We start from the raw sequence: 19,918 nt of genomic DNA, 5'->3' as shown, positions 1-19,918 counted from the left end.
AAAACGATGAGATCAAACGGGCGAAACGATGACCAGCTAAGACCGGTCACCATCACTACCCAAACCAATAAATACGCGGAAGGCTCCGTCACTATCGAAATGGGTGATACAAAAGTCATTTGCACGGCAACCATTGACGAGAAGGTACCTCCGTTCCTGAAAGGGCAAGGCAAAGGCTGGGTTACCGCCGAATATTCCATGCTGCCGCGGGCGACCCAGACCCGCAACCAGCGCGAATCGGCGCGCGGCAAGCTGACCGGCCGGACGATGGAGATCCAGCGGCTGATCGGCCGTGCGCTCCGCTCCGTGGTCGATCTGCAGGCGCTCGGCGAGCGCAGCATTACGCTGGACTGCGACGTGATTCAGGCGGACGGGGGCACGCGCACCGCGTCGATTACCGGCGCTTTTGTCGCCATGGCCTATGCCATCAACAAAATTGCTTTGCAGCATAAACTCGCTGTTTTTCCGATCACGGATTTTCTGGCGGCGGTGAGCGTCGGCATTGTCGGCGACAAAGCGCTGCTGGACTTGAACTATGAGGAAGATTCCAAGGCAATGGTCGATATGAATGTCGTGATGACGGGCGCCGGCGCTTTCGTTGAATTGCAGGGCACGGGGGAAGAACGTCCGTTTACGCGGGCGGAGCTGGACCTTCTGCTGGGACTCGGCGAAAAAGGCGTGCGGGAACTGATTGAAGCGCAAAAAGAAGCGCTTGGCGCCATCGCGCTGAAAATTCCGACCGGCCAGCCGGGGCAAGAGGTGTAACATGAGCGAAACCGGCGGGATTTTAATTGTAGCGACGAAAAACAAAGGCAAAGTGCGGGAGTTCGAGCACGCGTTTGCCCCGCTCGGGCTGACGGTCAAAAGCATGTTCGATTACCCCGCGCTTCCCGATGTGGTGGAGGACGGGCAGACCTTTGCCGAGAACGCCTTGAAGAAGGCCAAAACCGTCGGCGACGCGCTGGGCTTCCCGGTGCTGGCCGACGATAGCGGCTTGTGCGTCGACGCGCTGGACGGCCGTCCGGGCGTGTATTCGGCACGGTACGCGGGCGAAGGAGCCGAAGACGGCGACAATAACCTCAAGCTGCTTAGCGAGCTGGAAAGGCTGAAGCAGGGCGAGGATACGGATCAGCCGCTGCTGAGCACGGCGCGTTTTGTCTGCGCGTTGTCGCTGTACGATCCTGCCGACGGCCGGGAGCTGACCGCCGAAGGCACCGTGGAGGGCTGGATTACTTCGGAGCCGGCGGGCGGCGGCGGCTTCGGGTATGATCCGCTCTTTTACCTGCCGGAATTCGAGAAGACGATGGCCGAGCTGACGCTGGAGGAGAAGCAGGCGATCAGCCACCGGGGCAAAGCGCTCCGTCTGCTGACGGCCAAGCTGGCCGAAGCGCAGCAGCGCGGCCGGGAGTAATGGGAAGGTCCTGCAGTCCATAGACGGACGGCGGGGCCTTTTTTTGGGCCAGCGTGCCCGTTTTTTCACAAGCCGGACCCACCGGTACATATAACCGGGCGCTTTTTCGCATAAGCTTACATCAAGCACGAATTTGGGCACAAAAAAATGCAACGCGACTGCCCTTTTTTTCGTTATAGTAGTATATAGCGGAAGGTGGTGTATTTTGGCCATGGTGATGTGGGTTGTATGGCTGATTGCGGCCAGCGTGCTGCTTGTCGTTGAAATGATGACGCTTACGTTTTATCTGCTTTGGCTTAGCATCGGGGCTGTGGCTGCATTGCTTGTATCGCTGATCGCACCCGATATGTTTTTGCTGCAGGCTTTGGTAGGATCGGTGGTCGCTCTGGTTTTGACCGTATTCACCAAACCGCTGGCGGCCAGGCTGCGCAGCTCGCGGGGATTCAAGGATACGGGGGTTGAGCTGGTGGGCCGGCGCGGCGTTGTGGTAGAGCCGATTATTCCGGGCAGCTACGGTCAAGTGAAGATCGGCGGAGATACATGGAGCGCGGTATCCGCGGTACCGATCGACCGGGCAGAGAACGTCAGAATTGTCGGAAGAAGCAGTACGATTCTTGAAGTAGAACGATGGGAGGAAATCATCTGATGGAATGGGCAATTGTAGGGATAGTCGTTTTTGTCGTCGTCGTATTTATCGCATTAACAGTCAAAATCGTACCGCAGCAACGCGTAGGCGTGGTCGAACGCCTCGGTAAATTCAACCGGCTGCTTACGCCGGGCCTGAATATTCTGATCCCGATTATCGATCAGGTACGCATCTATCATGACTTGCGGATTCAGCAGGCGAACGTGCCGCCGCAAACGGTAATCACTAAAGACAACGTCCAGGTGCAGATCGACACGATTATCTTCTATCAGGTAGTCGGACCGGAAGAAGCCACGTACGGCATCTCCGATTACGTGTACGGCGTACGGAATATTACAACCGCAACGATGCGTCAAATCATCGGCAAGCTGGAGCTGGACGAAACGCTCTCCGGCCGGGAAAAGATTTCGTCCGACATCCGTCTGGCGCTGGATGAAGCGACCGAAAAATGGGGCGTGCGGATCGAGCGCGTCGAAGTGATCGACATCAAGCCGCCGCTCGATATCCAGGAAGCGATGGATAAACAGATGAAGGCGGAACGGAGCAAGCGGGCCATCGTGCTGGAAGCCGAGGCTGCCAAGCAGGATATGATCCTGCGCGCGGAAGGCGACAAGCAAAGTAAGATCCTTAAGGCGGAGGGCGACAAGGAAGCCCGTATCCGTCAGGCGGAAGGTCTGCGGCAGGCGCAGGAGCTGGAAGCGCTCGGTCAAGCCAAGGCTATTCAAGCGGTTGCCGAAGCGGAAAAATCGCGGATCGCCCTGATCGGCAGCGCCGGTCTGGACGAACGCATCCTGGCTTACCAATCGTTCGAAGCGCTCGGCGAAATCGCCAAAGGTCCGGCAAACAAGGTGTTCATCCCGTCGAACGCCATCGAAACGCTCGGCAGCCTCGGCGCCATTGCCGAAGTATTTAAGGCCGGCAAGGACGGCAAGTAAGACAGACGGTTTCGCTTAGAAAAATGAAGGGGATGACATCCCGCTGGGTTGCCGGCCGAGATTGGCCGGATAACTTCGTGGGAGGTTTTCCCCTTATTTTATGGTACGCTAGGGAAGAAGTTTGACTATGCACTTGTAAAAGGAGAGAAATACTGTGACGCAAAAACCGATTTCCCCGCTCGTCGAGGCGCTGGGACTGCAGCCCCATGTGGAAGGCGGCTGGTACAAACGGCTTTGGAACTCTTCCGTAGAGATTCCGCAGGAGACGCTGGGCGCAAGCTATTCAGGGCCGCGAGCTTCGGCATCCTCGATTTATTTCCTGCTGCATGAAGGGGAAGAGTCGAAATGGCATAAGGTATTATCCGACGAAATCTGGCTGTGGCATTCCGGCAGCCCGATCGTGCTCAGCTTAGGCGGGGACGGCGATCAGCCGGGCGAAGTGACCGAGTTCATTCTTGGCATCGACGTGGCCGGAGGCCAGCAGCCGCAGGTTGTCGTTCCGGCCGGCGTATGGCAGGCGGCGAGGCCGCTTGGCGAAGAGCCGGTGCTGGTCTCGTGCATCGTCTCGCCGGAGTTTCAATTCGATGATTTTACGATGATTGAGGAATAAAAGTGGGCAGGGGCAGACCGGCAACGGTTTGCCTCTCTTTTTTGTTGTTCCCGATGATCTGCTATACTGATTTTTGGGTAAGTTAACCAATAAGAATCGGTTTGGAGGGATCAGCGATGAGTCAATTGCAAGCACCTTTTACAGGCGGGCCTACACTGAATGACGGAGTGACGATGCCTTGGCTCGGACTTGGGGTCTGGCAGACCAAAGACGGAGAGGAAGTCATTCATGCCGTCAAATCGGCGGTGGAGATTGGCTACCGCAGCATCGATACGGCGGCTGGGTACAACAACGAAGAAGGCGTAGGCCAAGCTATCCGTGAATGCGGCGTACCGCGGGAGGAGCTATTTATTACGACCAAAGTCCGTAATCCGGATCAGGGGTATGAATCCACGCTGCAGGCGTTCGAGGTCAGCCGGCGTAAGCTGGGACTGGATTATGTGGACCTTTATCTCATTCATTGGCCCGTAAAAGGCAAATACCGCGAGACCTGGAAAGCGCTGATTCATCTGCAGAAGGAAGGCCTGGTCAAGTCGATCGGCGTAAGCAATTTTCAGATTCATCACCTGAAAAATATTATTGATGACAGCGGCGTCAAGCCGGTCGTCAATCAGGTGGAATTCCATCCGCTGCTGACTCAGCGCGACCTCTTGAAATACTGCCGCGAGCAGGGCATTCAGCTGGAGGCCTGGAGCCCGCTGATGCAGGGCCATCTTGACCTGCCGCTGCTCCAAGAGCTGGCGGCCCGTTACGGTAAAACGCCGGCGCAAATCGTGCTCCGCTGGGATCTGCAGCAAGGCGTCATCACGATTCCGAAGTCGGTGCATGCCGAGCGGATCCGGGAAAATGCCGGGATTTTCGATTTTACGCTCAGCGATGACGATGTGAAGGCGCTGGAGGAGCTGAATCAGAATCACCGTTTCGGTCCGGACCCGGACAACTTCAACTTCTGACCGCAAAATAAGCAAAGTCCCCGCACCTTCGGCCTTCCGGCCGGGGGAGCGGGGACTTTGCTTATGCGGGGAGCGGTGAGAACGGGATGCGGGGGCGGTGATTTCACCCCGCAAGCTATTTGAGCGGCGGAATGCTCTGGCGCCGCCCGAGCGTCCGCATCAGCAGGATGCCGTGAATAATGACGAACATGCTGCACACCATCGCCATGATCTCGGCGGCCTGGTCGCTGGCAGTCAAAAGGTCAAAAATGCCGTGCCACAAGATCACGGGAACGATGCTCCAGCGGCTGCCTTGGCAGATCCAAGCCAGGACGACGGAGCCGTACATCAGGCTGATGGCCCAGCCGATCACGCCAAAGCCCATGCCGACATAACTTTCGTTGAACCAGAAGGCGGGCAGATGCCAGAGCATCCAGACCAGCGATACAAGCAGTGCGGAAGTAAATAACGAGTACCGCCGGTGCAGCAGAGGCAGCAGGTAACCGCGCCAGCCGCTTTCTTCGCCGATGCCGAAGGTAATCATCCACATGAGCGCGGTGGTCCCCAGATTAAAGCTGGCCGGCAGATCGGAGGTCAGCCCGAAACGAGACATTTCGGGAAAGCTGCCTGTTACAAACGCATGGACCAGCAGGGCAAGGGTACCGTACAGCAGCGGCAGGCCCACAGCGATCAGCAGCCATTTTTTCGGAAACGACAACGAAAAAGCTTTTTTAAACCAGCCGGCGACTCCTTCTTCCCCTGTAAGCGCCAGGCTGGCAAGCGTCCCGAGCAGCGGGCCGAAGGAACCGAGGTAGAACTGAAAAGGCAGTACTGGCACGCCTGCGTCAAACTGCCTGTTCAGCAGCAGCGGCAGCCAGCAGAGCCAGGTGAAGCCAAAGGTGACGGCGATAAACCCGATCAACGATCGTTTTGGTTGCGGCATACGGAATCTCTCCTCCAGCGTCGGTTGGCTGTATACACAAAAACACTGCAAATAACGGTTCGCCCGGATCGACGGGCTCTCCTTTTATTTGTAGTGTTTTTCAGGCCGGCAGGATATGGCGATTGTCACTCAGCCGATGGAGACATTGTACGTTTTCAGCCAAAGGTTCAATTGGGCCAGATAGGCGAACAATTGCGGTCCCGACATTAATTGGCCGAACCAGGGCAGATTGCTCGATGATTCGGGTGAAGCGGCGATTTCGCGGATTTTGGCCGGATCGATCAGCGGCAAGATTGGTGACGAGGGATCGTCCAGGATACCCAACATTTGATTGCGTACGGCATTCAGATAGGCCGGATTATGGGTTTTGGGATACGGGCTCTTTTTACGGTATAAGACATCATCCGGCAAAATACCCTCAAGCGCTTTTCGCAAAATTCCTTTTTCCCTGTCGCCGGTTGTCTTTATTTCCCAGGGAATATTGAAGACGTACTGGACGAGGCGATGGTCGCAATAGGGGACGCGCACTTCCAGACCGACGCCCATGCTCATCCGGTCCTTGCGGTCCAGCAGCGTCGGCATGAAGCGGGTAATGTTGAGGTAGGACATCACGCGCATCTGCGCCTGCTTGCCGGTCTCGCCTTCCAGCTTCGGCACTTCAGCCACGGCATCGCTGTACCGGTCACCGAGATATTCCAGCGGCCGGATCCATTCATGGATTTCCGGGGACAGCAGGCTGGCGCGCATTTTGGGCGCGACCGACCACGGGAACGTTCCGGAGGACAACATCTCTTCGCGGTGGAACCATGGGTATCCGCCAAAAATCTCATCCGCCGCTTCGCCGGAAATGGCTACCGTCGCATGCTTCTTGATCTCCCGGCAGAACAGGTACAGCGACGAATCGACATCCGTCATTCCTGGCAGATCGCGGGAGTACAGCGCATTGTCCAGTGCGGCCACCAGCTCCGGCGTATCAAAGTCCACATAGTGATGGTTCGTTTGCAATTCGTCGACCATCCGCTTGATCCACGGGCCGTCGGCGCCGGGCTGGAAGGCATGGCTTTTGAAGTGCTTGTCGTTATCGACGTAATCCACGGAAAACGTATCTACCCGGCCTTGGCCGGTACGGTTGTAATAGGCGACGGCAAGCGCCGTAAGCGCGCTGGAATCGAGACCGCCGGACAGCAGGGAGCATACCGGCACGTCGGAGACGAGCTGGCGTTCCAGTGTATCCACCAGCAGCTCGCGGACCCGGGCCGCGGTTTGTTCGACGTTGTCGGTATGATGCTCGCTTTGCAGCTGCCAGTAAGCGTAGCTCCGCAGACCTTCCCGGCTGTAAAACATGGCATGACCGGGACGAAGCTCGAATATATCTTTGTATACCCCCTGTCCCGGAGTACGCGCCGGACCGACGATGAAAATCTCCGCCAGGCCTTCCGGGCCGACCTTCGGCTGGATCAGCGGATGCTGCAGCAGCGCTTTGGGCTCCGAGCCGAAGATAAACACGTCGTCCACGCGGGCATAAAAGAGCGGTTTGACGCCCAGCCGGTCACGGGCCAGAAACAGGCGCTCCTTGGCGCTGTCCCAGACGGCAAACGCAAAGATCCCGTTCAGCTTCTCCGTGCATTCGGGACCCCATTCCATGTAAGCATGAAGCAGCACCTCGGTGTCGCATTCGGTGAGAAAACGATGGCCCCGCTGCTTCAGTTCCTTTTTCAGCTCGGGTGCGTTATATAATTCGCCGTTGTACACAATCGCGTACACTTGGTCCTCATGGCGGGCAATCATTGGCTGGGCGCCGTTTTCGGGATCGATGACGCTAAGCCGGCGATGGCCGAAGGCGCAGGGCCCCGAGATCCAGGTTCCGGCCGCATCCGGTCCGCGGTTCGCCAAGGTTTCAGTCATTTTTACAAGCAGCTCTGAGTGCTGGGTCAGGTCGCCGCGCCACTGGATAAATCCGGTTATTCCGCACATGACGTTCATCCTCTCTTTTGTGTGCGATTGTTGTCCTTACTTTTTTGCCAAGTAATACAGATATATGCCGAAGGAAGGGATAAAATGTATGTCCTTATCCAAACACTAAGGTGCGGGGAAAAAAGCCGAAAGGATGGATGCAGGTGTACTACATTAAAGATGCCAAGGTTCGCAGAATGACCGACTTCGATGGAGCGCCTTGCGCGGAAGTGGGTGTGCTTCCCGGGGCGGTCGGCGATCTGCCGCTGCTCGTCTACATTGTGGAGGACCGGCGCGAGGACGGGTATGAGATTGTACGCATTTTGACGAATGACGCGGACGAGAGCAGCGACTGGTTCGATAATAATATGCACAATGCCTTCGAGGATGTGACAGCCAGCGCGTTTCCCGGCAGCGTCGTCATGAGCCCGGAGGATGAACGCTTCAAGTTCCAGCGGGAGCTGCTGATGTTCGGCAATCTGAAAAAGGAGCTGGAGCAGCGTTTCCGCGCTTATTTGTAGCGCAGACCGAGAGGGGAGCGGATCGGAGTCACTATGGAAAAATGGGATACGGAGAGCCGGCGCCCGATCAAGAGCGTGCGGTTTGCGCGGCCTTTTTAAGCTTGGCGGCAGCAGAGAACGATGCAGCGGGCGGCCCATTTGGAATGTACGCGTCAAGTTTGACATAGGGGGGCGTATTCAATTGCGCTCATCAATGTGTTTAGCTGAGGCGCTTTGCTGGTGGGCACACAGGTAGATACATTGAGGCGATGTTAGGCGAATTTGTTGGTTGCGGCTATAAACTGAGGGGAGTACGCAGGGGCCGGCGGCTCGCAGTGTTTGCCATTTATTCATGCTGCCCAGCCTTGAAAAAAAATTGATTTTCGTTATAATAAATAACGTTGTGTTAATACATATGATTAATTCGTCTTTGCACGGAAAGGTTATCGCCGGTCCGACATTTGCGGGTCCAGCGCGTCGGAGCTGCTCTTAACGGACAGGAGAGCCGCTATTTCCACAAAAAAGGGGAATTTCCCAGAGTAACGGACCTGTAAGCCGTTATTTGCCTAAAAAGTGGCTCCAATGAGCCAAATGTAAGCAAATAAGGTCTCTCATGTCCGCTAGCGCGCGAAAATAGGCGTTTTACAGTAAATAACGGCTTCTATGTCCGTTAGCATCAACTGTTTGGCCGCAGCATGCCGCCAAGCCAATCCATTGTTGTTCCGTGTCCCGGTAGCTCAGTTGGATAGAGCATGCGCCTTCTAAGCGCACGGTCGGGGGTTCGAATCCCTTCCGGGACGTCATACAAACAGCCTTCCTTCGGGAAGGCTGTTTTGCGTCTCCGGGGGATGAGAATCCCAGGTGGGGGTTCGTTGGAGCATTGGCCTCGGGAGCAACCGCATCGCAATCCGCCCTTTACGGCGGTATCCCTTCCGGGACGTCATACAAACAGCCTTCCTTCGGGAAGGCTGTTTTTGCGTCTCGGGGGGATGAGAATCCCAGGTGGGGGTTCGTTGGAGCATTGGCTTCGGGAGCAACCGCATCGCAATCCGCCCTTTAGGCCGGTATCCCTTCTGGGACGTCATACAAACAGCCTTCCTACGGGAAGGCTGTTTTGCGTCTCCGGGGGATGAGAATCCCAGGTGGGGGTTCGTTGGAGCATTGGCTTCGGGAGCAACCGCATCGCAATCCGCTGCAGCCTATTTCGAGCCGTTGCGGTAAGCGCTCGGACTGACGCCGGTCGCTTTTTTGAAGGCACGCGAGAAATACGGCAGGTCCATCCCAAGGCGCTCGGCGATGCCGGAGACCGGCAGGCCGGAGAAGGACAAGAGCCGTTTCGCTTTGTCCATCCGCTTTTGCTGGACGTAGTGCATGGGCGTGTCGCCCATGACTTTTTTGAAATACGGGATGAAGTAGTTGGGATGCAGGTGGATGATGTCCGCCAGCGTATCGATTTCGATCGGGCCATCCAAATGGTCCTCGATATACTGCAGCACGCTGCTCAGCTTGCCGCGTTCTTCATGCCGCAGGAAACGGTTCAGCTCGTCCGCATATCCGCTGAGCTCCATGCAGTACGCGAGCATGTGCAGCAAGCCCGCCTTGGTCCGCAAAGGCCCAAGATACCCGCCCTCCCGGAACTGCGCCTCCATCTCCAGGAACTGGCGGCGGATGTCTTCCGGATGGGCGGCGTCGACGAGAATCATTCGCCCGTCCGCGGGAAAAAGCGGCCATTCCCCGATAAAGGCATCGAAATGGCAAAAATGCCGCGCGTAGGGATGTTCGCGGGTCGTCGTGGTCGTCTGCACAGACCCGGCGGGCATAATCATCAGTTGCCCCGGCTGCGGAGCATACGTAACGCCGTTAAGCGTCACGCTGCCTTCTCCTTCGGCAATATAATAAAGCCGGTTGAAGGAGGGGATTTCCTCCGTGCGGTTCCAGCCGCCAAACTGCGACCGGGAGTGCACCAGCGAGACGGATACGCTGAGGTTCTCCATCAGGCTTTCGGCAAAGGAAGGGAAGTCGGACATGGATTCGGCAACCTTTCGGCGTAATGTTCGGTGCAATGTTTTTTCTAGTATAAGCCATATCGTTTGGCATGAACACCTTAGAATAGTGCAAATCTGTCTTAGTTCAGGGCATTCTCCTCCTAATGAAAACGTTATATTCTCAAGGCAGCAGTTTAACGAGGAGGTTCATTCCAGGCATGAAAAAGCTAAGATACGGCATCATCGGCATCGGCAACATGGGCAGCGCCCATGCGGTACATCTGCTGGACAAGGTAGAGGGGGCGGAGCTGGCCGCGGTATGCGACACCGCTCCGGAACGGCTCGAGTGGGCAGCGACTCGCCTGCCGGACAACGTGCTAAGGTTCGATACGGCTGAGGCACTGTTTGCATCGGGAACCATCGATGCGGTGCTCATCGCCACTCCGCATTATGACCATCCCAAGCTGGCGCTCCAGGCCTTCGAAGCCGGACTGCATGTGCTGATCGAGAAACCCGCGGGCGTGTACACCAAGGCGGTCCGCGAGATGAACGCCAAAGCCGAGGCTTCCGGCCTGGTGTTCGGCATTATGTACAACCAGCGGACCAATCCGCTGTACCAGAAGCTGAAGGAGCTGATCGAATCCGGAGAGCTGGGAGAAATCCGCCGCACGAACTGGATCATTACGAACTGGTACCGCTCCCAGAGTTACTATGATTCCGGCGGCTGGCGGGCGACCTGGGCGGGGGAAGGCGGCGGCGTGCTGCTGAATCAGGACCCGCATCAGCTGGATTTGTGGCAGTGGACGACGGGGATGATGCCGGTGCGCGTCCGGGCGTTTTGCCATTTCGGCAAATACCACGATATCGAGGTCGAGGACGATGTAACCGCCTATGTGGAATACGCCAACGGAGCGACCGGCCTGTTCGTGACGACGACGGGCGAAGCGCCGGGCACGAACCGGTTCGAGGTCAGCGGCGACCGCGGAAAAATCGTCGTGGAAGACGGCAAGCTCGTCTTCTGGAGACTGCGGACGCCCGAACCGGAATGGAATGCCGCATTTAAAGGCGGCTTCGGCTCGCCGGAATGCTGGAAATGCGAGATTCCGGTGGCTCCCGGCGACGGGGAACAGCATCTGGGCATCCTCCGCAATTTTACGAATGCCATTCTGCACGGCGAGAAGCTGCTGGCTCCCGGCGAAGAAGGCATACGGGGGCTGACGCTATCGAATGCCATGTATTTGTCCTCCTGGGAGGATGATTGGGTGCAGCTTCCTTTGGATGAGGAGCGGTTCCATCAATTGCTGGAGGAGAAGATCGCCGCTTCGAAGGATGTGAAAAAAACCGTCTCCCGCACGCTCGACGTCACCGGAACGCATTAGGCGCAGTCGGGTGACTCCACATACGCATCATCATAAAGGAGAGATCGCATTATGAGATCCGAACAATTGGCGGCCCAGCTGTACACGCTGCGGCATTATACGCAAACTGCAGACGGCCTGCGGGATTCGCTGCGCAAGGTGGCGGCGGCAGGTTACCGGTCCATTCAAGTCTCGGGCATCGGCCCGATTCCGGACGAGACCGTGAAGACATTGGCCGATGCCGAAGGCCTCTCGATCTGCGCCACCCATACGCCCTGGAACCGGCTGGAGCAGGAGCTGGAGGCGGTGGCGGCCCAGCACACGCTGTGGGATTGCCGTTACGTCGGCCTGGGAGCCTTGCCGGAAGTGTATAGGGATTCGGCCGAAGGCTACCGGAATTTTGCGGCCAAGGCCGGCGAAATCGCCCGCAAGCTCCAAGAGGAGCACGGCCTGCAATTCGTGTACCACAACCATCATTTTGAATTCGAGCGTTTCGGCGACAAGACGGCGCTGCAAATTTTGCTGGAGGAGACGGACCCCGCATCCTTTGGGTTCGAGCTGGATCTGTATTGGGTGCAGGCCGGAGGCGGCGATCCGGTGGAGTGGATCCATAAAGTGGCCGGCCGGATGCAGGTCGTGCATTTCAAAGATATGGAAATCGTGTCCGGCAAGCAGCTGTTCGCCGAAGTCGGCGAAGGCAATATGAACTATGACGCCATCATCCGCGCCTGCGACGAGACGGGAGTGGAATGGCGTGTGGTCGAGCAGGACGAATGCCGGCGTGATCCGTTTGAAAGCCTCGCCATGAGCTGGAGATATCTGCAGGCCAAATGCGAAGGTGTACGGGGATGAGCGCACAAGACGGCATGATGTACGCTCCCGTCCATGAGGCGAAGCCGGTTGTCCGGCCCGGCGAATTCGTGTTTGCAGCAATGGCGCTGGATCACGGGCATATTTACGGAATGTGCAACGGTCTGCTGGAGGCGGGCGGGACGCTGAAATGGGTCTATGATTCCGAACCAACCCGGGTAAAAGCGTTTATGGAGCGCTATCCGAACGTGAAGGCCGCCCGGACGCCCGAAGAGATTCTGGAGGATCCGGAGGTGCGCCTGGTTGCTGCAGCTGCGATTCCCTCGGAACGGGGGCCACTGGGCCTGCGCGTCATGAAGGCGGGCAAGGATTATTTTACGGACAAAACGCCGTTTACGGCGCTGGATCAACTCGAAGCGGCCAGACAGGCCGTGCGGGAAACCGGCCGCAAATATATGGTTTATTTCAGCGAGCGTCTGCATGTGGAGAGTGCCGTCTACGCCGGACGGCTGATTGCGGAGGGCGCCATCGGTCAGGTCATTCAGGTGCTGGGTCTGGGTCCGCACCGGCTCAGCGCAACGCAGCGCCCGGCCTGGTTCTTCGAAAAAGCCAAATACGGCGGCATTCTCTGCGACATCGGCAGCCATCAGATCGAGCAGTTTCTCTATTACGCCGGCTGCCGCGACGCGAAGGTGCTGCACAGCAAGGCGGGAAACTACGCGCATCCCGAATACCCGGAGCTGGAGGACTTCGGCGACGCAACGCTGGTCGGAGACAACGGCGCGACGAACTATTTCCGGGTAGACTGGTTCACGCCGGAGGGGCTTAGCGTGTGGGGCGACGGCAGATGCACCATTCTGGGAACGGACGGATTCATTGAGCTGCGCAAATATGCGGACCTTGCCCGTTCTTCCGTAGGCGACCATGTGTATTGGGCGGACAAAAAGGGCGAGCATTACGCCGACGTCCACGGCAAAATCGGCTTCCCCTTTTTCGGCGAGTTGATTCTGGACTGCCTGGGCCGCACGGAAAAGGCGATGACGCAGGATCATGTCTTCAAAGCCGCGGAACTTTGCCTGCAAGCGCAAAATCAGGCAATCACTACGGCCGTCGCTGCGGGAGTGCGGCCTCAGCAGCCGCTGCGTTTCTAAAATGAGGAGAGGCGATAGGAATGAATGAACTAGGAGCGGCGATCGTCGGCTGCGGCAGCATTTTTCCGCTGCATGCCAAAGCGCTGACCGAACTCGGCGGCCGATTGCGGGCGGTGGTCGACAGCGATCCGGTGCGGGCGCAGGCTGCGGCGCAGGCGTACGGCTGTGAAGCATTGACCGACTACCGTGAACTGGCGTTGCGTGCGGATATCGGCGTCGTGCATCTCTGCACGCCGCATCATCTGCATGTTCCCATGGCACTGGCCATGCTGGCGGCAGGCAAACATGTCCTTACCGAAAAACCGATGTCCCATACGTACCGCGAAGGCCTGAAGCTGGCGGAAGCCGCTGCGCGGAGCGGTGCGCAGCTCGGTGTCTGTTTTCAGAACCGCTATAATGACCCTTCCGTACGCATGAAAGAGCTGGTAAGGTCGGGAGAGCTGGGTCGGCTCATCGGGATGAAGGCAGTCGTGACCTGGCACCGGGATGAGGCCTATTATACGCAGAGCCCCTGGCGCGGGAAATGGGCCACGGAAGGCGGCGGCGTCCTGATGAATCAGGCGATCCATACGCTGGATCTGCTGCAATGGCTCGGCGGAGAGATCGTTTCGGTCCGCGGCAGCGTTACGACGGACGCGCTAGGCGGCTGCATTGAGGTGGAGGATACGGCGCATGCCCGGATTTCTTTTGCTAACGGAGCCGCCGCCGTCTTTTATGCAACGAACGGATTTGTCGAGAATTCGCCCATCGATTTGGAGCTGGTGTTTGAAGGCGGACGCCTGGCGCAGCGCCGTGATTCGCTTTATTTACGCAAGGGCGAGGAAGAGGAGGTTCTGCTCTGCGGCGTGGACGCTCCTTGCGGGCCTCCGGGAAAATCGTATTGGGGCAGCAGCCACGTCAGCCTGATCCGTGATTTCTATGCATGTCTGGACTCGGATACGCCTTTTCCCATCGATGCGTGGGAGGGGCTGAAGGCAGTGAAGCTGGCGGCCGATATTTATGAATCTTCGGGTACGGCAGTAAGAGCTTTTTCCTGAAAAAGAGTTCGAACACCAGAGCATGGCCTTGCGCCATGCTCTTTTTTGCGTGGGCGAGCACCGATAGATTTGGGGATGCAGGGCCTGTCTTTTGTCCACACCGCAAATGAATGGACTGAATATCGTATATTGCGCGATTCATTAGGGTCTGCCGCTAGAGTTTGAGATTCGTATGGAAGGCGGGAGATTAGAAGGGAGGATTGAAGGAGAAATGGCTATTTTTTCGACCGGACCGATAGAAAATAACCCGGTATTCGGTGTGCGTCCTACACAGACGGTAACCGTTCTTATCGATTGCGCCGGCAATGAAATCATGACGAATGTGTTGGTCCAGGGCTATTATCTGCTGGGTGGAACCCGAAATCTGTATGTCAGCGAGGATGTTTCGATTGGTTCGGGCCAAGTCGTTACCAATAGTTATTATGCAAACCTGGATGCCCTTGAGTTTGTTTTTACGGTAAACGATGCGGTGAGCGATCAATTGCGCGTTTCGGTATGGGGAAAATCAGGAACCGGGGAATTGGTCACTGCCCATCGGATCATAACCTATGAAAAATATCAACAATAAAGGAGAGAGAGGGAGAGAGTCCAATGAGTTTATTTTCTACGGGTCCTATTGAGAACAATATGGTCAACGGCATAAGACCTACGCAATTTGTAACGATCCGCCTGGATAACCGCAGCGATACGGTCACGACCGGCTTATTGCTTCAAGGCTTTTATTTGGCAGGAGGTACGCGAAATCTTTACGTCAGCGAGCTGGTCGTGGTTGAACCGGGCGAAGAGCTTTCGATCGATCACTTTGCGGCTTTCGATGCTTTTGAATTTGTGTTTACCACGGATGAAGATCCTGTGAACGAGCCGCTGCAGATTTCGGTATGGGGGAAGGATAGTTCCGGACAAATCACCACCGCACATCGCTTGGTGTCGGCTGAACTGCTGGGCGCGTTGATTGGCCCAACCGGTGCGACCGGCGCAGCAGGCGCTACGGGTGCATCCGGGGCAACGGGAGCAACCGGCCCGACAGGCGCCGCAGGCGGAGTCACAGGAGCGACCGGAGCGACGGGTAGCACGGGCGCAACCGGAGCAACGGGTAGCACAGGTGCAACCGGAGGAACGGGCGGTACAGGTGCGACCGGAGCGACGGGCGGCACGGGTGCAACGGGTACGACGGGCGGCACAGGCGCGACCGGAGCAACGGGCGGCACAGGCGCGACCGGACCAACGGGCAGCACGGGTGCAACGGGTGCGACGGGAGCCACCGGCGGTACAGGTGCGACCGGAGCAACGGGCGGCACCGGCGCAACGGGAGCGACGGGTGGCACAGGCGCGACCGGAGCAACGGGCGGCACGGGCGCAACGGGAGTGACGGGCGGCACGGGTGCAACGGGAGCCACTGGCGGTACAGGTGCAACGGGTGCGACCGGAGCCACCGGCGGTACAGGCGCGACCGGAGCAACGGGCGGCACGGGTGCAACGGGAGCGACGGGCGGCACAGGTGCGACCGGAGCAACGGGCGGCACAGGTGCAACCGGAGCGACGGGTGACACAGGTGCCACCGGGGCGACGGGCGGTACAGGCGCAACGGGAGCAACAGGCGGCACGGGCGCAACGGGAGCGACGGGCGGCACAGGTGCGACCGGAGCGACGGGCGGCACGGGTGCGACGGGAGCCACCGGCAGTACAGGAGCGACCGGAGCGACGGGTGGCACAGGTGCGACCGGAGCAACGGGAGCCACTGGTTCGACTGGCGCCACCGGCGCAACCGGTTCGGGAGCGATTATTCCCTTTGCATCCGGCACGCCCGCGACGTTGACCACCGTGCTGGGCGGCCTTCTGAATACCTCGTCCCTTGTCGGATTCGGAACCAACGCCGCCGGCGTCACCATCACCGGAGGCACCATCGATTTGTCGGGAGGTCCCGGGGTTCTGGTCAACGAAGCCTTTTCGGCGCCTCGCGCGGGCACGATCACCTCGCTGGCGGCATACTTCAGCACGACAGCAGCGCTCACGCTGGTCGGTTCAACGGTTACCGTTACGGCCCAGTTGTTCTCTTCCGCTACGCCGAACAATACCTTTACGGCCGTGCCGGGAGCTGTGGTTACGCTGGCACCGGCATTAACCGGCGTTGTTGCGCTGGGTACCATTTCCAGCGGCATCACGACCGGACTCAGCATCCCGGTTACCGCCGGAACCCGCCTGCTGCTCGTGTTTACGGCAACGGTCACGGCTGGTTTGGACGTCGCATCTACGGTTGCCGGATATGCAAGTGCCGGCCTGAACATCGTATAATCGCCTTAACCCAAACAGGGACTCTCCGGCACGCCGGAAAAGTCCCTGTTTTTTTGCCTGCCATAACGGTTCAGAGCATGAGAAGCTCCCGGATGTCCTGCTCGGTCAGGCGGGACATGCCCTCTTGACCGGGTTGGACCAATTCGTCCAGCAGATCTTTTTTCTTCTGCTGCAGTTCATACATCTTATCCTCCACCGTTCCCTGCGCAACAAGCCGGATAACCTGCACTGCCTTCGTCTGCCCGATCCGGTGGGCCCGGTCGGTCGCCTGCTGCTCCACGGCCGGGTTCCACCACAGGTCATAAAGGATGACCGTGTCCGCTCCCGTGAGGTTGAGTCCGGTTCCTCCGGCTTTCAGGGAGATCAGGAAAAATTCGCGTTCCCCCTCGTTAAACCGCCGGCACCGCTCGATCCGTTCAGCCGGGCGCGTCGCTCCGTCAAGATAAAAATAAGGAATGCCTTGTTCGCCCAAGGCTCTGCGGATCAGCGTCAGCATCTCCGTAAATTGGGAGAAAATAAGCGCCCGTTTGCCGGCGCTCCGGCATTCCCCGACAATCTCCAGCAGCTGCTCGAATTTTGCCGAGCCGCCGCTGTACCCGTCGACGAACAAGGCCGGATGGTCGCAGAGCTGGCGCAGGCGGGTAAGTCCCGCCAGCACCTGCAGACGCCCTCTGCCGAAGGTGTCGCTGTCCAGATGCTTAAGCGCCTCTTTGCGCAGCCGGGCCAGATAAGCCGCGTACAGCTTCTTCTGCTCCGGCAGCAACTCCGACGCCTGCAGCGACTCGATTTTATCCGGCAGCTCTCGGAGCACATCGCGTTTGAGCCGGCGCAGCAGGAAAGGCCGGATCCGCCGGGCGACGGTTTCCTTCGCCATATCGTGGAAGGCCTTAAGCCCCGGCAGCAGTCCGGGCATAATTACGTTAAAGATTGACCATACGTCTTCCCGCGCATTTTCCACCGGCGTGCCGGTCAGCGCAAACCGGTGGCGCGCTTGCAGCGCCTTGACAGCCTGCGCCGTTTGCGTGGCGTGATTTTTGATGGTCTGGGCTTCATCCAGAATCAGCGTATGAAAGGATAATCTGGCATACGTCTTCATGTCCCGGCGTAGCAGCGGATACGAAGTGATAACGCAATCGACGCCCTCCAACTGGGCGAGCAGCCGGCTGCGGGCCTGGGCTTGTCCGTCGGCGACGACGGCCGTCAGCCCCGGAGCAAAACGCTTCAGCTCGTTCAGCCAGTTGTACAGCAGGGAAGCCGGGGCAACGATCAGCGCCGGTTTGCCGCCCGAACGGATGACTTCCGCTTCGGACAGGAGAAAGGCGATGCTCTGGATCGTTTTGCCAAGGCCCATATCGTCGGCGAGAATGCCGCCGAACCCGTAACGGGCCAGCGTCTTCAGCCATTGGTAGCCGGTCGTCTGATAGTCCCGCAGCACGCCGTCCAGACCGGCCGGCACCGGGAAGTCGGCGTGATCGGGATGCCGCAGGCTTTGAAGCAGCTGGCGGAGCGGGCGGTCAAAGCGGACCGCCGCGCCCTCCGCCTGCTCGGGATTCATGTGCAGCCCGCGGACCAGCGGCAGGGTATATCCGCTGCTTTTCCAGTCGCCGGCACGGATGCCCGCTTCGTTGATGGCCTGCAGAATGTCCTGAAACGCTTCGCCTTCCAGCGGGAGCAGCGCTCCGCCCGGGAGGCGGTAATATTTGCGTTTCTCCTGCAAGGCTTCCAGCACATGTACGATCTCGGCCTCGGCGATCCCGTTCATATTGAATTTAATTTCCAGCCAATCGGTCTTTTCGTTCCAGCTCAAGCGGAGCATCGGCTGGGCCGAACCGCTCCACAGCCGCTCCTTGACCGAAGTGGTGGCATACACCTTCAGCAGCGGCTCAAGCCGGGGAATGGTGTGATAGAGAAAGTCGTATTCGCCCTCTTCCTCCGTCATCACATATCCGCTTTCCGTCTTCATGAACCCCGGATGCTCCATCAGCTCGAGGATGCTGCGCTCCGCCTCGCCGTTGCGCAGCAGCAGTACGGGACGTTCTTCACGTTTGCCCGCAGCTTCCTCCAGGGGATTTATGATGATATCCCCGTACTGGAATTCGAGTCCGGCGAGCAGCCGGTCGCGAACGCGGTCCAGATACAGCTTCGCTTGAAGCTGCGGCTGGACGATCCGCTCGGCAACCGATTCCGCGATGCGCAGCTCGCCGAGAACGCCCAGCTCCGCGGCGGCCTTATCCAGAAAAGCTTCCATCTGTCCGCGGGCGACCGCGAACGTCTGCCTGCCGGAGCCGGCAAGCAGACGTTTCATCCCCGCCAGCCGGCGGCAGTCCGATGCGGACAGGCGGAACAGGGCGGCGCGGCTGACCGCCAGGCCGTAAGCTTCCAGCACTTGCAGGCCGTCGAGACCCTCGGCGCCGAAGCGGTAGTCCCCGGCAGCATCCGCTTCAAGCTGAAAGACCAGCGGCAGCGCCTCTTCGGACAACGCGAGCTTCTCCGTATCGTTGCCTTGCCGCAGCCACGCGGACGGAGCGGCGAGCAGTCCAGGCAGCAGCGCCTCCCAGAAGAACGGCAGCAGCTCAAGCCGGCGCTCGGCACTGTAACCTGACGCGCTGCTTTGGTACAGTTTTTCGTTTTTCACCAGGGCAATCAATTGGCGGATCACGGCGTCGTCTTCGGCGCGGAAGGCGTGGACCGCAGGGTCATACGTGAAATTCGCGGAGAAGGGATAAGGCTGTCCCCGGTCTACATGATCCAGAAAATCGCGGATCTGCTGAACCACATACAGGCGCTGCAGCCCGATTTTCAGCTCAAGGCCAAGCCGCTCTGCGCCGCGCTCCTCCAGGGGCATTACTGTAAATTCCGCCAGCAGCGGAACCCGGTTGTCGACATAGACACCCGCGCCGCTGGGACGGGGCTTTGGCTCGGCAAAGAGCTCCAGCATTCCGTCCACAATCTCGCGGTCGGCAGGTTCGTCTGCCTGCGGCAGACTTCCGCTTTTATCTGGGATAGGCCGGTTCCAGTCCGCTTCCATGGATTCGGCGACGTCTGCCCCGTTCACTTCGCGCTCGAGAATCTCCATCAGAACTGCGGCGATATGCTTGCAGAACTGGCCGCTGTGCCGGTATACCTCGCAGTCGCAGGCCCCGCTGACCGCGCCGTCGGCGTCGATCTCGAGCTCGCATTCATGGCATATACGCCCGTAGACCTGCGCCGAATACGCAGTGGCCTCCCGAACGGGATCGGTTGATTCGCGGACCAGCGCAACCCGCCGCGCCTTCACATATTGCCGCCCTTCAAGAACGCGCGGTTTGCCGCACAGCAGCTGGATGACCCGCTCAGGTACATAATAGCGCACGGC

At 58.6% G+C, this 19,918-nt stretch carries 17 protein-coding genes and 1 tRNA gene; 14 read left to right on the top strand and 4 right to left on the bottom strand.

Annotated features, from left to right (window positions below; genetic code table 11):
• Nucleotides 1-6: 6 nt before the first annotated feature.
• The 6 genes from rph (at nt 7) to BMW84_RS17690 (ending at nt 4,555) form a co-directional block, all read left to right on the top strand.
• Entirely contained in the window at nt 7-765 is a 759-nt protein-coding gene (gene rph, locus BMW84_RS17715) for a ribonuclease PH (RefSeq protein ID WP_091070713.1), read from the top strand.
• A gap of 1 nt (nt 766) precedes the next feature.
• Nucleotides 767-1,411: an XTP/dITP diphosphatase gene (locus BMW84_RS17710; protein ID WP_091070711.1), complete on the top strand. Its 645-nt coding sequence runs from the start codon at nt 767-769 to the stop codon at nt 1,409-1,411.
• 211 nt (nt 1,412-1,622) lie between these two features.
• Nucleotides 1,623-2,057: an NfeD family protein gene (locus tag BMW84_RS17705; protein WP_091070710.1), complete on the top strand. Its 435-nt coding sequence runs from the start codon at nt 1,623-1,625 to the stop codon at nt 2,055-2,057.
• Nucleotides 2,057-2,992 carry an SPFH domain-containing protein gene (locus tag BMW84_RS17700; protein ID WP_091070708.1) on the top strand — a complete coding sequence of 312 codons (936 nt, stop codon included), beginning with the start codon at nt 2,057-2,059 and terminating at the stop codon, nt 2,990-2,992. Before BMW84_RS17705 ends, BMW84_RS17700 begins: the two co-directional genes overlap by 1 nt.
• 154 nt (nt 2,993-3,146) lie before the next feature.
• Nucleotides 3,147-3,602, top strand: a complete 456-nt coding sequence (locus tag BMW84_RS17695) for a cupin domain-containing protein (protein ID WP_091070707.1) — start codon at nt 3,147-3,149, stop codon at nt 3,600-3,602.
• A 116-nt stretch (nt 3,603-3,718) separates the two neighbouring features.
• Nucleotides 3,719-4,555: an aldo/keto reductase gene (locus BMW84_RS17690; RefSeq protein WP_091070705.1), complete on the top strand. Its 837-nt coding sequence runs from the start codon at nt 3,719-3,721 to the stop codon at nt 4,553-4,555.
• A 115-nt stretch (nt 4,556-4,670) separates the two neighbouring features.
• Here BMW84_RS17690 and BMW84_RS17685 read toward each other — a convergent pair whose 3' ends face one another.
• Both BMW84_RS17685 and asnB read right to left on the bottom strand, forming a co-directional pair.
• The gene (locus BMW84_RS17685) at nt 4,671-5,477 is read right to left on the bottom strand and encodes a CPBP family intramembrane glutamic endopeptidase (RefSeq protein WP_091070703.1); all 807 of its coding nucleotides are present in this window, start codon (nt 5,475-5,477) and stop codon (nt 4,671-4,673) included.
• A 129-nt stretch (nt 5,478-5,606) separates the two neighbouring features.
• Nucleotides 5,607-7,451 (bottom strand): asparagine synthase (glutamine-hydrolyzing), encoded by a 1,845-nt coding sequence (gene asnB, locus BMW84_RS17680; protein WP_091070702.1) that lies wholly within the window; start codon nt 7,449-7,451, stop codon nt 5,607-5,609.
• A 143-nt stretch (nt 7,452-7,594) separates the two neighbouring features.
• Between asnB and BMW84_RS17675 the strand changes: the two genes are divergently transcribed.
• Nucleotides 7,595-7,951, top strand: coding sequence for a hypothetical protein (locus tag BMW84_RS17675; RefSeq protein ID WP_091071159.1), 357 nt, complete (start codon nt 7,595-7,597; stop codon nt 7,949-7,951).
• Between the two features lie 705 nt (nt 7,952-8,656).
• Nucleotides 8,657-8,730: transfer RNA gene (locus BMW84_RS17670), tRNA-Arg, on the top strand.
• A 399-nt stretch (nt 8,731-9,129) separates the two neighbouring features.
• On the opposite strand, the gene BMW84_RS17665 is transcribed toward BMW84_RS17670, so the two are convergent.
• On the bottom strand, nt 9,130-9,957 hold the full coding sequence (locus tag BMW84_RS17665) for an AraC family transcriptional regulator (RefSeq protein ID WP_091070700.1): 828 nt from the start codon (nt 9,955-9,957) through the stop codon (nt 9,130-9,132).
• A 176-nt stretch (nt 9,958-10,133) separates the two neighbouring features.
• On the opposite strand from BMW84_RS17665, the gene BMW84_RS17660 reads away from it, so the two are divergent.
• From BMW84_RS17660 to BMW84_RS17635, 6 genes are all read left to right on the top strand, one after another.
• Nucleotides 10,134-11,294 (top strand): Gfo/Idh/MocA family protein, encoded by a 1,161-nt coding sequence (locus BMW84_RS17660; protein WP_091070698.1) that lies wholly within the window; start codon nt 10,134-10,136, stop codon nt 11,292-11,294.
• A 51-nt stretch (nt 11,295-11,345) separates the two neighbouring features.
• Entirely contained in the window at nt 11,346-12,125 is a 780-nt protein-coding gene (locus tag BMW84_RS17655; RefSeq protein ID WP_091070696.1) for a sugar phosphate isomerase/epimerase family protein, read from the top strand.
• Nucleotides 12,122-13,234, top strand: a complete 1,113-nt coding sequence (locus tag BMW84_RS17650; protein ID WP_091070694.1) for a Gfo/Idh/MocA family protein — start codon at nt 12,122-12,124, stop codon at nt 13,232-13,234. Before BMW84_RS17655 ends, BMW84_RS17650 begins: the two co-directional genes overlap by 4 nt.
• Before the next feature lie 20 nt (nt 13,235-13,254).
• Entirely contained in the window at nt 13,255-14,271 is a 1,017-nt protein-coding gene (locus BMW84_RS17645) for a Gfo/Idh/MocA family protein (RefSeq protein ID WP_091070693.1), read from the top strand.
• A 211-nt stretch (nt 14,272-14,482) separates the two neighbouring features.
• Nucleotides 14,483-14,839: a hypothetical protein gene (locus BMW84_RS17640; RefSeq protein ID WP_091070691.1), complete on the top strand. Its 357-nt coding sequence runs from the start codon at nt 14,483-14,485 to the stop codon at nt 14,837-14,839.
• Nucleotides 14,840-14,862: 23 nt separating this feature from the next.
• Entirely contained in the window at nt 14,863-16,563 is a 1,701-nt protein-coding gene (locus tag BMW84_RS17635) for an exosporium glycoprotein BclB-related protein (RefSeq protein WP_175498876.1), read from the top strand.
• A gap of 70 nt (nt 16,564-16,633) precedes the next feature.
• On the opposite strand, the gene BMW84_RS17630 is transcribed toward BMW84_RS17635, so the two are convergent.
• Entirely contained in the window at nt 16,634-19,915 is a 3,282-nt protein-coding gene (locus BMW84_RS17630) for a DEAD/DEAH box helicase (protein WP_091070690.1), read from the bottom strand.
• Nucleotides 19,916-19,918: the final 3 nt, after the last annotated feature.

Origin of the sequence: Paenibacillus sp. NFR01, assembly GCF_900111565.1 — a bacterium.
In the GTDB taxonomy this organism is placed as follows: Bacteria; Bacillota; Bacilli; order Paenibacillales; family Paenibacillaceae; genus Paenibacillus_AQ.
The sequence above is the reverse complement of the archived record's forward strand: the minus strand, read 5'-3'. Positions and strand labels throughout refer to the sequence as shown.

Excerpts from the sequence above, each read along its gene's own strand:
- rph (WP_091070713.1), top strand. The coding sequence starts at position 7 with ATGAGATCAAACGGGCGAAACGATGACCAGCTAAGACCGGTCACCATC.
- BMW84_RS17710 (WP_091070711.1), top strand. The coding sequence starts at position 767 with ATGAGCGAAACCGGCGGGATTTTAATTGTAGCGACGAAAAACAAAGGC.
- BMW84_RS17705 (WP_091070710.1), top strand. The coding sequence starts at position 1,623 with ATGGTGATGTGGGTTGTATGGCTGATTGCGGCCAGCGTGCTGCTTGTC.
- BMW84_RS17700 (WP_091070708.1), top strand. The coding sequence starts at position 2,057 with ATGGAATGGGCAATTGTAGGGATAGTCGTTTTTGTCGTCGTCGTATTT.
- BMW84_RS17690 (WP_091070705.1), top strand. The coding sequence starts at position 3,719 with ATGAGTCAATTGCAAGCACCTTTTACAGGCGGGCCTACACTGAATGAC.
- BMW84_RS17685 (WP_091070703.1), bottom strand. The coding sequence starts at position 5,477 with ATGCCGCAACCAAAACGATCGTTGATCGGGTTTATCGCCGTCACCTTT.
- asnB (WP_091070702.1), bottom strand. The coding sequence starts at position 7,451 with ATGTGCGGAATAACCGGATTTATCCAGTGGCGCGGCGACCTGACCCAG.
- BMW84_RS17665 (WP_091070700.1), bottom strand. The coding sequence starts at position 9,957 with ATGTCCGACTTCCCTTCCTTTGCCGAAAGCCTGATGGAGAACCTCAGC.
- BMW84_RS17660 (WP_091070698.1), top strand. The coding sequence starts at position 10,134 with ATGAAAAAGCTAAGATACGGCATCATCGGCATCGGCAACATGGGCAGC.
- BMW84_RS17655 (WP_091070696.1), top strand. The coding sequence starts at position 11,346 with ATGAGATCCGAACAATTGGCGGCCCAGCTGTACACGCTGCGGCATTAT.
- BMW84_RS17650 (WP_091070694.1), top strand. The coding sequence starts at position 12,122 with ATGAGCGCACAAGACGGCATGATGTACGCTCCCGTCCATGAGGCGAAG.
- BMW84_RS17645 (WP_091070693.1), top strand. The coding sequence starts at position 13,255 with ATGAATGAACTAGGAGCGGCGATCGTCGGCTGCGGCAGCATTTTTCCG.
- BMW84_RS17640 (WP_091070691.1), top strand. The coding sequence starts at position 14,483 with ATGGCTATTTTTTCGACCGGACCGATAGAAAATAACCCGGTATTCGGT.
- BMW84_RS17635 (WP_175498876.1), top strand. The coding sequence starts at position 14,863 with ATGAGTTTATTTTCTACGGGTCCTATTGAGAACAATATGGTCAACGGC.